Genomic DNA, 12931 nt, shown 5'->3' with positions numbered 1-12931 from the left:
CGTCATGGAACAGCCGAGTTTCAATGCGCCTTTCAAGGCCATCATCGACGAGGACGCGCGCCGCGCGCTGCGCAAGTCCGTCAAGATGCGCGCGCACCTGCGCGATCGGGGGCAGACCCGGTTCGAGATCGAGGTCACCGACCTGTCGATGTCGGGGTTTCGCGCCGAAACCAGCTTCACGCTCTGGCCCGGCACCGTCGTTTGGCTGACGCTGCCGGGACTCGCGGGTCTCGAGGCGGTGGTCGCCTGGCGCGACAAGTTCAAATACGGCTGCGCCTTCGCCAAACCGCTCCATCCCGCGGTGCTCGACCATATTATTGCGTTGTCGAACCGCTAGGCGCGGCCACGCCCGCGCCAATGCGCGGCACGCGCAAGCGATCGACCGGACGGCGGTTCGCAAGGCGAACCCGTCCGACGGCGGCTTTGCCGTCGTCGTGGCCCCACTGAGCAATCACTGACTCCTCTCCTCTACTTTCAAGGCAGGGGAGCAATCAATCGAACAGCGACGACACGCTCGTCTCGTCCGCGATCCGCTTGATCGCCTCGCCGAGCAGCGCCGCGATGGGGAGATGGCGAATCTTGCCCGCGCTGCGAATCGAATCATGGTTGCCGATCGAATCGGTGATCACCAGTTCGCGCAGTTCCGATCCCTCGACCCGCGCGACCGCGCCGCCCGACAGCACGCCGTGGGTGACATAGGCGACCACATCCTCCGCACCCGCTTCCTTCAGCGCGGCGGCCGCATTGCATAGGGTGCCTGCCGAATCGACGATATCGTCGATCAGGATGCAGAACCGCCCCTCGACCTCGCCGATGATGTTCATCACCTCCGATTCGCCCGCGCGCTCGCGGCGCTTGTCGACGATCGCGAGCGGCGCGTTGTCGAGTCGCTTGGCGAGTTGCCGCGCGCGCACCACCCCGCCGACGTCGGGCGACACGATCATCATGTTCTTGCCCTTGAACCGCGCATTGATGTCCGCGCTCATCACCGGCGCGGCGTACAGATTGTCGGTCGGGATATCGAAAAACCCCTGGATCTGCCCCGCGTGCAAGTCGACCGACAGCACCCGGTCGGCACCTGCGACGGTGATCAGATTGGCGACAAGCTTGGCCGAGATCGGGGTCCGCGGTCCCGGTTTCCGGTCTTGCCGCGCATAGCCCATATAGGGAATCACCGCGGTGATCCGCTTCGCCGACGCGCGCTTCAGCGCATCGGTCATGATCAGCAATTCCATCAGGTTGTCGTTGGCGGGAAACCCGGTCGACTGGAGCACGAACACGTCCTCGCCGCGGACATTTTCCTGGATTTCGACGAAGATTTCCTCGTCGGCGAAGCGCCGCACCAGCGCGTCGGTCAGCGGGATCTCGAGATAGCCTGCGATCTCGCGTGCCAGCGGCAGGTTCGAATTGCCGGTCATCAGTTTCATGCGTGTCGTCTCCCGAAGGCGTCGCCTTAATCGCGCATTCCGCGGATCGGAAGGGCTTTGCCGGTCCCGCGGTCGCGCCTACAGCCTCGGGGATGACCGTCACCACCCGTTTCGCGCCGTCGCCGACCGGCGCGCTCCACGTCGGCAACATCCGCGCCGCGCTCCACAATTGGCTGTTCGCGCGCCAGCACGGCGGGCGCTTCGTCCTCCGGATCGACGACACCGATGCCGACCGCAGCGAGGAACGGTTCGTCGACGGCATCCGCGCCGATCTCGCCTGGCTCGGGCTCGAACCCGACGCGATGGTCCGCCAGTCGGAACGCTTCGTGCTCTACCAGGCGCGGTTCGACGATCTCGTCGCGGCGGGGCGCGTCTACCCCGCGTACGAAACCGCGCAGGAACTCGACCTCAAGCGCAAGATCCAGTTGGGGCGGGGCCTCCCCCCGATCTACGATCGCGCCGCGCTGGCGTTGACCGACGCAGCGCGCGCGGCGTTCGACGCCGATGGCGTCAAGCCGCACTGGCGGTTCCGGCTCGACCATGATGCGGGAATCGAATGGGACGACCTGATCCGCGGCCCCCAGCATTTCGCCGCCGCGACGATGAGCGACCCCGTCATCCGCCGCGCCGACGGTTCGTGGCTCTACATGCTGCCCAGCGCGATCGACGACGCCGATCTCGGCATCACCCATGTCGTCCGCGGCGAGGATCACGTCTCGAACACTGCGCTCCAGCTCCAGATGTTCGCCGCGATGGGCGTCGAGCCCCCCCGCTTCGCGCACGAGGCGTTGCTGACCGGCACCGAGGGCAAGCTATCGAAGCGGCTCGGCTCGCTCGGGGTCGATCATTTCCGCAACTCGGGGATCGAACCGCAGGCGATCGTCGCGCTGCTCGCGCGGCTCGGGACCAGCGACCCGGTCGAACCGATCGTCGATCGCGAGAAGCTGGTCGACAGTTTCGATTTCGCGCGCTTCGGCCGCGCCCCCGCGCGGTTCGACGAGGCCGAACTCGCGCAGCTCAACGCGCGCATCCTCCACCAGCTGCCCCATGGCGTGGTCGTGGACCGCGTGCCAGCGGGCGTCGACGAAGCGGCGTGGCTGGCGATTCGCCCCAACCTCACCACGCTCGGCGATGTCGCCGACTGGTGGCACGTGGTCGAAGGCCCGATCGACCCGCCCGTGGTCGACGCCGACACCCGCGGCTTCCTCGACCGCGCCGCCGCGCTCGCCGCGACGATCGACTGGTCCACCGACCCCTGGCACGCGCTCACCGCAGCGCTGAAGGCGGAAACCGGGCGCAAAGGCAAGCCGCTGTTCCTGCCGCTTCGCCAGGCGCTCACCGCGCGCGGTTCAGGCCCCGACATGGCCGCGCTGCTCCCGCTGATCGGGCGGGAGCGGGCGATCGAACGGCTTGCGGCGGGCTGATGAGGCGGCAGCACAACCCGGTGGCGGGGCTGGCATCGTCGGCCCCGCCCGCTTATCTTGGCCGCATGTCGTTCTTCGCCCGCTTCTCCCCGGTCCGCGCGATTCAGGATCTTCGCTCGTACCTCGCCACCCGCCCGCCATACGAGATCGTGTTTCTGATGCTCGCGATGGCGGCCACCGGCTTCCTCATCTATCTGTTCGCGCGCAACGACATCGCGCCGCCGCCGTATCGCGCCGACATCATCTATGTCGAACAATGGCCGATGAGTCGCACCGACGCTGAAATCCGCGCCGCGCAGAAGATCGACCAGAAGGTGAAGGCCAAGCGCCTGGCCGACCAACAGGCGCAACGCGACGCGCGCCGCGCACAGTTCAAGAAGCTCGACGATACGTTGAGCAAATGGGGAATCTGACCGCCCGCGAGTCGGGGCGCGACGACGATCGCTGGATGGGCGCGGCGCTGGCGCTAGGCGAGCGCGGGCGCGGGCGGACCGCCCCCAATCCCAATGTCGGCTGCGTGATCATCAACGACGGCCGCGTCGTCGGGCGCGGCTGGACCCAGCCCGGTGGCCGCCCCCACGCCGAAGCGATGGCGCTCGCGGCCGCGGGCGCGAAGTCGCGCGGCGCAACTTGCTACACCACGCTCGAACCGTGCGCGCATGAATCGCCGCGCGGCCCCGCGTGCGCCGACCTGCTCGTCGCGGCGGGCATCGCGCGCGTCGTCGTCGCGCTGCGTGATCCCGACCCGCGCACCGACGGCACCGGCCTCGCGCGGCTCGCGGCGGCAGGAATCGCGACGCAGACCGATATCCGCGCCGCCGACGCCGCGCGCGCGATCGCGGGCTTCCTGACCCGCCAGCGCCACCGCCGCCCGCACGTCACCCTGAAGCTCGCGACCAGCCTCGACGGCTGCATCGCGCTCGCCGACGGCACCAGCCGCTGGATCACCGGCCCCGACGCGCGCGCCCACGCGCATCTGGAGCGCAGCCGGCACGACGCGATCCTGGTCGGGCGGGGGACGTGGGAGGCGGATTCGCCCGCACTCGACGTGCGACTTCCGGGGTTGGAAGAGCGGTCGCCACTGCGAGTCATCCTGTCCGCCTCCCGCCCTCACCCTTCCGGCGCGTTGCGCCTCCCTCGCTCTCCCGGCGGGAGAGGGCAGGTGCCCGCCGGCGCAGCCGGTGGGAAGGGAGAGGACAATATCTGGCTCACCTCCCCCGCCGCCATAAGCACCCTCCCCGCCGACCACCTCCTCGTCGAAGGCGGCGCGCAGACCGCCGCCGCGTTTCTCCGCGCCAACCTCGTCGACCGCCTCATCCTCTACCGCGCGCCGATCCTGATCGGTGGCGGCACCCCCGCGCTCGGCGACATCGGCCTCACCGACCTCGCCGCCGCGCACGGGCGCTGGCGGCTCCACGACGCGCGCCAGCTTGGCAGCGATCGGGTCGAGGTCTACGAGGCAGCCTGATGTTTACCGGAATCATCTCCGATATCGGCGCGATCGAATCGATCGAGCGAACGGGCGACACGCGCATCGTCGTGCGCACCGCCTACGACACCACGACCATCGACCTCGGCGCATCGATCGCGTGCTCGGGCGTGTGCCTCACCGTGGTCGACAAGGGATCGGGTTGGTTCGCGGTCGACGTATCGGGCGAGACGATCGCGTGCACCGCGCAAGGGCAATGGACCGAGGGCAAGCGCCTCAACCTCGAACGCGCGATGGCGCTGGGCGACGAGCTCGGCGGGCATATCGTCACCGGCCATGTCGACGGCATCGCCGCAGTGATCGGCGTCTGCGCCGACGGCGATTCGAAGCGGATCGGGTTTCGCGTCGGCACCGAGATCGCGCCCTTCCTTGCGACCAAGGGGTCGGTCACGATCGACGGCGTCTCGCTGACCGTCAATGCGGTCAAGGACGACGGCAACACTACCGATTTCGCGGTCAACATCATCCCGCATACCCAAGCGATGACGACGCTCGGCGCGCTCGACGCCGGGCAGGCGGTCAACATCGAGATCGACGTCCTCGCCCGCTACCTCCAACGGATGGAGCATTATCGTGCCAAATAAGCCTGAGCTGTCCCGGTTGCGCCACGGCTTCCTTTCCAGCCCGGAGGAGATGATCGACGAGGCGCGCAACGGTCGTATCTTCATCCTGGTCGACGACGAGGATCGCGAGAACGAGGGTGACCTGGTCGTTCCCGCGCAGATGGCGACGCCCGAAAAGATCAACTTCATGGCCAAATACGGCCGCGGGCTCGTCTGCCTCGCATTGACCAAGAAGCGCGTCGACGAACTCGGGCTCGACCTGATGAGCCGCCACAACGGCACCCGCTACGAAACCGCCTTCACCACCTCGATCGAGGCGCGCGACGGCGTCACCACCGGGATCAGCGCCGCCGATCGCGCGCGCACCATCGCGGTCGCGATCGATTCGTCGAAGTCGAAGGACGAAATCGTCACCCCCGGCCACGTCTTTCCCTTGGTCGCGCGCGACGGCGGCGTACTGGTGCGCACCGGGCATACCGAAGCCGCGGTCGATGTCGCCCGCCTCGCCGGGCTCAATCCGTCGGGCGTGATCTGCGAGATCATGAACGAGGACGGCACGATGGCCCGCCTCGACGACCTCGTTGCCTTCGCGCAGCATCACAACCTCAAGATCGGCACGATCCGCGACCTGATCGCGTACCGCCGCCGCCACGACCATCTCGTCGAAAAGCGCGCCGAGGCGAAGTTCACTAGCCGCTGGGGCGGCGAGTGGACCGCGCTCACCTATTGGAACAAGGCGACCGGCACCGAACAGATCGCGCTGGTCAAGGGTAAGGTCGATCCCAACACGCCGACGCTGGTCCGGATGCACGCGCTGTCGACCTTCGCCGACGTGTTCGGCGAAGACAGCGAACGCGCCAGCCTGCTCCAGCGCTCGATGGAAATCATCGGCGAGGAAGGCGCGGGCGTCATCGTCGTCATTAACAAACAGCGGTCGGACGCGTTCACCGTCGCGCTCAAGATGAAGACCGGCACGCTGCCAAAGGCGGACATGGAGGAATTGCGCGATTACGGCGTCGGCGCGATGATCCTCACCGAACTCGGGGTCGAGGAGATGGTGCTGCTCACCAACACGCATCACACGCTCGTCGGGCTCGACGGCTACGGCCTCTCGATCGTCGGCGAACGCGCGATCGACGTCGACTGACCTCCGTCACCCCGGCCATTGAGCCGGCGTCCCGCTTTTTTGATGACAGCGGGACCCCGGGTCGAGCCCGGGGTGACGCCGCAAGGAATATAGATGGCCCACGTCCTCATCATCGAAGCCCGCTTCTACGACCACCTCAACGACCTGCTCGTCGCGGGCGCACGCGCCGCGATCGAGGCCGCAGGGCACACGCATGAGACGATCACCGTCCCCGGCGCGCTCGAAATCCCCGGCGCCATCGCGCTCGGCATCGGCACCGACCGCTACGACGCCTATGTCGCGCTCGGCGTCGTCATCCGCGGCGAAACCTATCATTTCGAGATCGTCGCGGGCGAAAGCGCGCGCGGGATCATGGCGCTCACCCTCGACGGCATCGCGATCGGCAACGGCATTCTGACCACCGAAAACGAAGCCCAGGCGATCGCCCGCGCCGACCCCGCGCAGCTCGACAAGGGCGGCGGCGCAGCCCACGCCGCGCTCGCGATGCTCGCGCTCCGGGACCGGCTGGGCTGACGATGTCGCCGGTCGGGCCTTCGGTCGAGAAGCGCCGCCGACTTGGCGTGGATCGCGGCTCGCAGCCCGACCGACATCCCCCCGTCGCGCTACCGGATCGTCGAGCGCGGGCGGCGGCTCGAGGTGATCGACACGCGTCCCGGCGGCACCCGCGCGCGCGCAGGTCGGCCCGAACCGATGGAGGGTGGAGCGCTCCCCCGGCTCAGCACCGTCAAGTTCGACGGCACCAGCGAACTCCTCACCGCGCGCTGGTTCGACGATCACGGCCCGCGCCGCGTGACGCTGACCGGCGAAACGCTCCGGCCGGTGTGGGTCGGCCTCGCGCTGGGCGTCGCGATCCTGATCGCGGTTGCGACCTTCTTCCCCATGGCATTGATCGTGATCCCGGTCGTCGGCGGCACTAAGCCGCGCGCGGCGCTCCGCTCGCTCGCCACCGGCTGGCTCGACCGCAACGGGGCGTAACGAACCCGAATCGTCGGTTCACGCGTTGGCGCCTCGAACGGAGAACGACGATGTCTGACCAGCAACCCAACAAGCCCGGTGGCGATTTCAAGCCGGATGGCTCACCCCGCGATCCGGGCGACGAACAGGCGGTCGAAAACCAGGCGACCGTCACCCCCGACGATTATCCGGACGGCAGCGGCGGCAAACCCAACTACAAGGATCGCGACAAGGCGTGACGCGTCGCCGGGCGTCATCCGCGCCGCTCAGCTGCGCGCCAGATAGTCCGCCTCGCTCACCTGCTCCATCCAGTCGACCGCGTTGCCGTCGAGCGCCTCGTGGATCGCGATATGCGTCATCGCGGTGGTCGCGGTCGCGCCGTGCCAATGCTTCTCCCCCGGCGCGATCCAGACGACGTCGCCGGGGCGGATTTCCTCGATCGTGCCGCCGTCGCGCTGGACCCAGCCGAGTCCCGCGGTCACGACCAGCGACTGGCCGAGCGGATGGGTATGCCACGCGGTCCGCGCGCCGGGCTCGAACGTCACCACCGCCCCCGCGACGCGCGCGGGCGGTTCGGTCGCGAGCAGCGGATCGATCCGCACCGTGCCCGTGAACCAGTCCGCGGGGCCTTGGCTTGAGGGGCGCGATCCGTTGCGCGTGATCTCCATCGTCATTCTCCTGTCGGTCTGACACCCAAACCGTCCGGCAGCGCGATCGTTCATCCGCGCACCAACCCCGGCGAAATCCCTGTCCTACACCGGCGCGATATGCTCGAATGCAGGCATGTCGATCCGTACCTCCGCCCGCTCCATCCGCCGCGCCGCCAGCCCTTTGCGGAGACGCCGCAAACCACCCCATTCCGTGTCAATGTCGTCAATGTCGCTCGCGCTTTTCGCCGTGCTCGTCGCCACCCCCGCCGCCGCGCAGACCGTCGATACCCGAATCGCTCGCGTCCTCACCGCCGCGCCGATCGTTGACGGCCACAACGACCTCGCCTGGGAATTGCGCGACGCGCAGGGCGGCAAGGTCGAGGCGACCGACCTCACCCGCGATACCGATAAACTCCCCCATCCGCTCCAGACCGATATCGCGCGGCTCCGTCGCGGCCATGTCGGCGCGCAATTCTGGTCGGTGTGGATCCCCGCCGACACGGCCGGCCCGCGCGCGGTCGAGATGACGCTGGAGGAGATCGACATCGTCCGCCGCTTCGTCGCCGCCAACCCGACCGCGTTCGCACTCGCCACCACCGCCGCCGACATCCGCCGGATCGAACAGGTGGGGCGGATCGCGAGCCTGATCGGGGTCGAGGGCGGGCACCAGATCGACGGCCGCCTCTCGGTGCTGCGCCAGTACAAGGCATTGGGTGTCGCCTATATGACGCTGACCCACGGCAAGAGCCTCGAATGGGCCGACAGCTCGACCGATGACCCCAGAACGAATGGGCGCGCGGGCGGATTGAACGCGTTCGGCAAACAGGTCGTCGCCGAGATGAACCGCCTCGGCATGATCGTCGATGTCAGCCACGTCGCCGATACCACGATGCGCGACGCGCTTGCGGTATCGAAAGCTCCGGTGATGGCCTCGCACTCGGGCGCGCGCGCGATCACCGACGCCCCGCGCAATATTCCGGACGACCTCCTCGCCGCGATCGGTAGAAACGGCGGCGTCGCGATGGTCAATTTCTACCCCGCCTTCCTGTCGAACGCGTGGCGCGCGTGGGACAAACTGCGGACCGACTATGCCAAGTCGATCGGCGTTCCCGCCGACATCTACGGCCCGCGCTCACCCGCGCCGCTCGCGACCTGGGATGCCGCGCACCCCGAACCCCAGGCCACCGCCAGGGACGTCGCCGACCATATCGACCACATCGTCGCGGTCGCAGGCCACGACCATGTCGGGATCGGCGGCGATTACGACGGGATCAACGGCACCGGGCCCGCAGGCATGAAGGGGGTCGACGGCTATCCCCTCGTCTTCGCCGAACTCGCACGCCGCGGCTGGAACGACGCCGATCTCGCCAAGCTGTCGAGCGGCAACATCCTGCGCGTGATGGAACGCGTCGAGGCGGTCGCGACCAGTCTCGCCGCCCAACCCCCAATCGACGCCACCGCGCGCTAAGCGGTGCCATCCAATGCACCCCTGGTCACGACAGCCTAGCGGTTCCCGTCGATCGCCAGGATCGCCAGCCCCCCGCCGAACGTCAACACCGCCAGGATCACCATCAACCCCGCGAAATTGCTGGGCGTGGCCAGCAACCATGCCAGCACCGGCCCGATGAGCGCGGGCAGCGTGTTCGTGAGGTTGATCAGACCCAAATCGCGTCCGCGGTGCCGCGGATCGGGCAGCAACTGCATCGCAAACCCCGCATGGAGCGCGAGGAAGACCGCCGATCCGACCGCGTAGAGCGCGAACCCTGCCGCGCTAAGCCGCCAATTGCCGCCGATCGCCATCGCGACCAGCCCGCCCGCCGCCACCATTGCCGCCGCCAGCAGGAACGGTTTGCGCCGACCGATCCGGTCCGACAGCCGCCCCGCGATCACCGCGACGGGCAGCGGCAGCGCATAGGCGATCGCCAATAATCGCCCGACCCGCACCGCGATGGTGCCATGCGGCATCGCCGGCTCCAAGCTTTCGAAATAATAGAGCAGGTACAGTGCCAGGACGTTCCCCGCGACCTGCACCGCCATCCGCGATCCCCACGCGATCGCCAGATCGCGGCGGGCGACGGCGGGTCGGATCGTTGCCGCTGCGCGCCGTCCTACCGCGCGCGCGCGGGCCAGCAACAGCGGCATCGTGCACGCGACCATCGCGACGCCCAGCACGCCAAATCGGGCGCCGTCGCCGAGCAACACCAGGCCGACCAGCACCGCGGACAGCCCGGACGCGACCGGGTTCGCAAGCGCCAGCCAGCCGCTGGTCAACCCCTTTTGCGGATCGGGAATCTCGTCCGCCATGATCGCGAACAACGGCGCGAGCAGCATGTTGATCGCGACTTGAAACAGCCCGACCGCGACGATGATCTGCGCGGGCGTGTGCGCCAACGCGATGACCGCGTAGGATATTGCGGTCGCGAGCACGCCGCCCGCGACCCATCCCCGTCGTTCGCCGCCGCGGGCGAGCGTGCGGTCGCTGGCCCAGCCGAACGCGATGTTGGCGATGCTCGCGGCGATCGCGCCAACCACGATCGTCGCGGTAAAGACCCCGAAATGCGCGTCCCCCGCCAGCCCCTCGATCTTGAGCGGCAGCAGGAGCGTGAGCAGCGGTAGATAACCGATGACCCCGCCGACATTGGCGAGCGCAAAGACGAGCAGGAACCCGGTCGACCTGCGGTCATGGTCGCTAGTGGCGGCGGGCGAGAACGACATGGCGTACGCGATACGCGCTAATCCAGCGGATGCCGATCCCCGCCACCGGTTCGTCGGATTGCCGCACGGCGCGATTAGGGGTTGCTGGAACGAGCGCGACCCACTTGTCGCCGAATTGGACCTTCAACTGTGCAAAAAGTGCATCACGTCGCCGTCCTGCACGACATAGCCCTTGCCCTCCGCGCGCAGCTTGCCCGCTTCGCGCGCGCGCGCTTCGCCGCCGAGCGCGACGAAGTCGTCGTAGGCGATCGTTTCGGCGCGGATGAAGCCCTTTTCGAAATCGCCGTGGATCTCGCCCGCGGCCTGCGGCGCGGAAGCGCCGTCATGGACGGTCCAGGCGCGCGCTTCCTTCGGCCCGACGGTGAAGAAGGTCAGCAGGTGGAGCAGTTTATACCCCGCGGTGATGACGCGCGCGAGCCCGGTTTCCTCGAGGCCCAGTTCGCCGAGGAAATCGCCGCGGTCTGCGGGCGGCATCGTCGCGATCTCCGCCTCGATCGCGGCGGACACGACGACCGCCTCGGCGCCCTCCGCCTTCGCCTTGTCGAACACCCGCGCCGACAGCGCGTTGCCGTGCGCGGCGTCGCTTTCGTCGACGTTGCAGACGTAGAGGACGGGCTTGCTGGTGATCAGCTGCGCTCCCTTGAACACCCGCGCTTCTTCCTCGTCCTTGGGCACGGTCAGCCGCGCGGGCTTGCCGTCGCGGAGCAGGTCGAGTGCTTGGCCGAGCACCGAGGCGCCGATCTTGGCCTCCTTGTCGCCCTGCGCGGCCTTCTTGGCGAGGCTCGGTACGCGCTTTTCGAGGCTTTCGAGGTCGGACAGCATCAGCTCGGTCTCGACCGTCTCGGCATCCGCGATCGGATCGATTTTGCCCTCGACATGCGTCACGTCGCCATCCTCGAAACAGCGCAGCACGTGGACGATCGCGTCGACCTCGCGGATGTTGCCGAGGAACTGGTTGCCCAGCCCTTCGCCCTTGCTCGCGCCGCGCACCAGCCCGGCGATGTCGACGAACGCGAGCTGGGTTTCGATGATCTTCTGCGATCCCGCGATAGCGGCGAGCTTGTCGAGCCGCTTGTCGGGGACGCCGACGTTGCCGACGTTGGGCTCGATCGTGCAAAACGGATAATTCGCCGCCTGCGCCGCCGCGGTTTCGGTCAGCGCGTTGAACAGCGTCGATTTGCCGACATTGGGAAGGCCCACGATGCCGCAACGGAAACCCATGTCACTTACCTTTTGATGTGTCGCCGCGGCGTTAGAGAAGCGGGCGCCCGATTGCCAGCCTGACACGGTTTTCGCAGCGGGCGTGCCGAAATCCGGCTGACGGCGGAGCGTCTGATTGCTAGGGCGCACCATGCCCGCCACCTTCGCCCCCTCGCTCTCGCCCGCCGCCGCGCTGCTCCCTGCGTTCGCGCCGTGGTTCGATCTGGCGGGGCTGGGGGTCTTCGCCGCCTCGGGTGCGCTCGCGGCCGCCAAGCGCGGGCAGACGATCGTAACCTTGTCGTTCTTCGCGCTGATCACCGGGGTCGGCGGGGGCACGGTGCGCGATCTGCTGATCGGCGCGCGGGTGTTCTGGGTCCAGGACGCGCGCGCGGCGGCGACGTGCCTGCTCGTCGCGCTCGTGATCTGGATCACGCCGCAACGCTGGTGGTCCGATCGCGCGCTCGCCTGGTTCGATGCGATCGGCCTCGGCGCCTATGCGGTCTATGGCGCGGCCAAGGCACTGACCTATGGCGTCCCGCCGGTGCCCGCCGCGGTGATGGGGGTGATCACCGCGTGCGTCGGCGGCATCATCCGCGACGTGCTGGCGGGCGAACCGTCGATCCTGATGCGCCCCGAACTCTACGTCACCGCCGCGGCGCTGTCGGCGGCAAGCTATGTCGCGCTGGTCGAACTCGGCACGGTCCGGTTGGTCGCCGCGGTGATCGCGGCAGCGTTGGGCTTCGGCCTGCGCGCGATCGCGATCCACTACCGCCTCGCGCTCCCCGCCTATCGCGGGCTCCGTTAGCCGCGCACGACCCCGATCTCGGCGAAGCGGCGCGGCGGGGCGGGCGGCGTCGCGGGAGCGGCGAGGTCGCATTGCCAGAAGCCGACGTCGATCCACCGCCCGAGCTTGTAGCCGACTTCGCGAAACACGCCCGCGCGCCTGAACCCGATCTGTTCGTGGAGCGCGATCGAGCGGTCGTTGGGCAGCGCGATCGTCCCGACCGCCTGGGTGAAGCCCTGTGCGCGGAGCGTGTCGATCAGCGCCTCGTACAGCAGCCGCCCCGCGCCCTGGTTCTGCGCGACGTCGGCGACGTAGATCGAGGTCTCGACGGTATGCGCATAGGCGGGGCGATCGCGGAACCGCGTCGCATAGGCGTAGCCGAGCACGCCGTCGTCCTCGCCCGTGGTCGCGACCAGCCACGGATACAGCCCGTCCGACGCCGCCATCCGCGCCTTCATCGCCCGCGTGTCGGGCGCCTCGACCTCGAACGACGAGGTGCCGACCAGCACGTGCGGCGCATAGATTGCGGCGATCGCGGCGGCATCGTCGGCGCGCGCGGCGCGGATCGCGATCAACGC

16 protein-coding genes are annotated in these 12931 nt (G+C 68.5%); 11 read left to right on the top strand and 5 right to left on the bottom strand.

Annotated features, from left to right (window positions below; genetic code table 11):
• The first annotated feature begins 4 nt into the window (after positions 1–4).
• On the top strand, positions 5–337 hold the full coding sequence (locus EAH84_RS01865; protein WP_140866788.1) for a pilus assembly protein PilZ: 333 nt from the start codon (positions 5–7) through the stop codon (positions 335–337).
• Between the two features lie 154 nt (positions 338–491).
• Here the strand turns inward: EAH84_RS01865 and EAH84_RS01860 are convergent, their stop codons facing one another.
• Positions 492–1427, bottom strand: coding sequence for a ribose-phosphate pyrophosphokinase (locus EAH84_RS01860; protein ID WP_140866786.1), 936 nt, complete (start codon positions 1425–1427; stop codon positions 492–494).
• 92 nt (positions 1428–1519) lie between these two features.
• On the opposite strand from EAH84_RS01860, the gene gltX reads away from it, so the two are divergent.
• From gltX to EAH84_RS15855, 8 genes are all read left to right on the top strand, one after another.
• Positions 1520–2851 (top strand): glutamate--tRNA ligase, encoded by a 1332-nt coding sequence (gene gltX / locus EAH84_RS01855; RefSeq protein ID WP_140866784.1) that lies wholly within the window; start codon positions 1520–1522, stop codon positions 2849–2851.
• On the top strand, positions 2851–3264 hold the full coding sequence (locus EAH84_RS01850) for a hypothetical protein (protein WP_241656404.1): 414 nt from the start codon (positions 2851–2853) through the stop codon (positions 3262–3264). The genes gltX and EAH84_RS01850 overlap by 1 nt, the downstream gene beginning before the upstream one ends.
• The gene (gene ribD / locus EAH84_RS01845) at positions 3252–4319 is read left to right on the top strand and encodes a bifunctional diaminohydroxyphosphoribosylaminopyrimidine deaminase/5-amino-6-(5-phosphoribosylamino)uracil reductase RibD (protein WP_241656403.1); all 1068 of its coding nucleotides are present in this window, start codon (positions 3252–3254) and stop codon (positions 4317–4319) included. Before EAH84_RS01850 ends, ribD begins: the two co-directional genes overlap by 13 nt.
• Complete coding sequence (locus tag EAH84_RS01840) at positions 4319–4924, top strand: riboflavin synthase (RefSeq protein ID WP_140866782.1); 606 nt, start codon at positions 4319–4321, stop codon at positions 4922–4924. The genes ribD and EAH84_RS01840 overlap by 1 nt, the downstream gene beginning before the upstream one ends.
• 49 nt (positions 4925–4973) lie before the next feature.
• Positions 4974–6050: a 3,4-dihydroxy-2-butanone-4-phosphate synthase gene (gene ribB, locus EAH84_RS01835; RefSeq protein WP_425326435.1), complete on the top strand. Its 1077-nt coding sequence runs from the start codon at positions 4974–4976 to the stop codon at positions 6048–6050.
• 93 nt (positions 6051–6143) lie between these two features.
• On the top strand, positions 6144–6563 hold the full coding sequence (ribH, locus tag EAH84_RS01830; protein ID WP_140866777.1) for a 6,7-dimethyl-8-ribityllumazine synthase: 420 nt from the start codon (positions 6144–6146) through the stop codon (positions 6561–6563).
• A 42-nt stretch (positions 6564–6605) separates the two neighbouring features.
• The gene (locus EAH84_RS01825; RefSeq protein ID WP_140866774.1) at positions 6606–7025 is read left to right on the top strand and encodes a hypothetical protein; all 420 of its coding nucleotides are present in this window, start codon (positions 6606–6608) and stop codon (positions 7023–7025) included.
• Between the two features lie 50 nt (positions 7026–7075).
• On the top strand, positions 7076–7243 hold the full coding sequence (locus tag EAH84_RS15855; protein WP_161978311.1) for a hypothetical protein: 168 nt from the start codon (positions 7076–7078) through the stop codon (positions 7241–7243).
• A 27-nt stretch (positions 7244–7270) separates the two neighbouring features.
• Here the strand turns inward: EAH84_RS15855 and EAH84_RS01820 are convergent, their stop codons facing one another.
• A complete protein-coding gene (locus EAH84_RS01820) occupies positions 7271–7678 on the bottom strand; it encodes a (R)-mandelonitrile lyase (protein ID WP_338326023.1) in 408 nt (135 codons plus the stop codon).
• Between the two features lie 202 nt (positions 7679–7880).
• Here EAH84_RS01820 and EAH84_RS01815 point away from each other — a divergent pair, with 202 nt between their 5' ends.
• Entirely contained in the window at positions 7881–9122 is a 1242-nt protein-coding gene (locus tag EAH84_RS01815) for a dipeptidase (protein ID WP_241656402.1), read from the top strand.
• Between the two features lie 35 nt (positions 9123–9157).
• On the opposite strand, the gene EAH84_RS01810 is transcribed toward EAH84_RS01815, so the two are convergent.
• Complete coding sequence (locus EAH84_RS01810) at positions 9158–10369, bottom strand: MFS transporter (RefSeq protein ID WP_140866765.1); 1212 nt, start codon at positions 10367–10369, stop codon at positions 9158–9160.
• A 123-nt stretch (positions 10370–10492) separates the two neighbouring features.
• Positions 10493–11590, bottom strand: a complete 1098-nt coding sequence (gene ychF / locus EAH84_RS01805) for a redox-regulated ATPase YchF (protein ID WP_140866762.1) — start codon at positions 11588–11590, stop codon at positions 10493–10495.
• A gap of 130 nt (positions 11591–11720) precedes the next feature.
• Between ychF and EAH84_RS01800 the strand changes: the two genes are divergently transcribed.
• Positions 11721–12374, top strand: a complete 654-nt coding sequence (locus EAH84_RS01800; RefSeq protein ID WP_140866757.1) for a trimeric intracellular cation channel family protein — start codon at positions 11721–11723, stop codon at positions 12372–12374.
• Here the strand turns inward: EAH84_RS01800 and EAH84_RS01795 are convergent.
• Complete coding sequence (locus tag EAH84_RS01795; protein ID WP_140866753.1) at positions 12371–12928, bottom strand: GNAT family N-acetyltransferase; 558 nt, start codon at positions 12926–12928, stop codon at positions 12371–12373. The genes EAH84_RS01800 and EAH84_RS01795 overlap by 4 nt on opposite strands.
• Positions 12929–12931: the final 3 nt, after the last annotated feature.

This window comes from Sphingomonas oligophenolica (assembly GCF_006438955.1).
Taxonomy (GTDB): domain Bacteria; phylum Pseudomonadota; class Alphaproteobacteria; order Sphingomonadales; family Sphingomonadaceae; genus Sphingomonas; species Sphingomonas oligophenolica_A.
The sequence above is the reverse complement of the archived record's forward strand: the minus strand, read 5'-3'. Positions and strand labels throughout refer to the sequence as shown.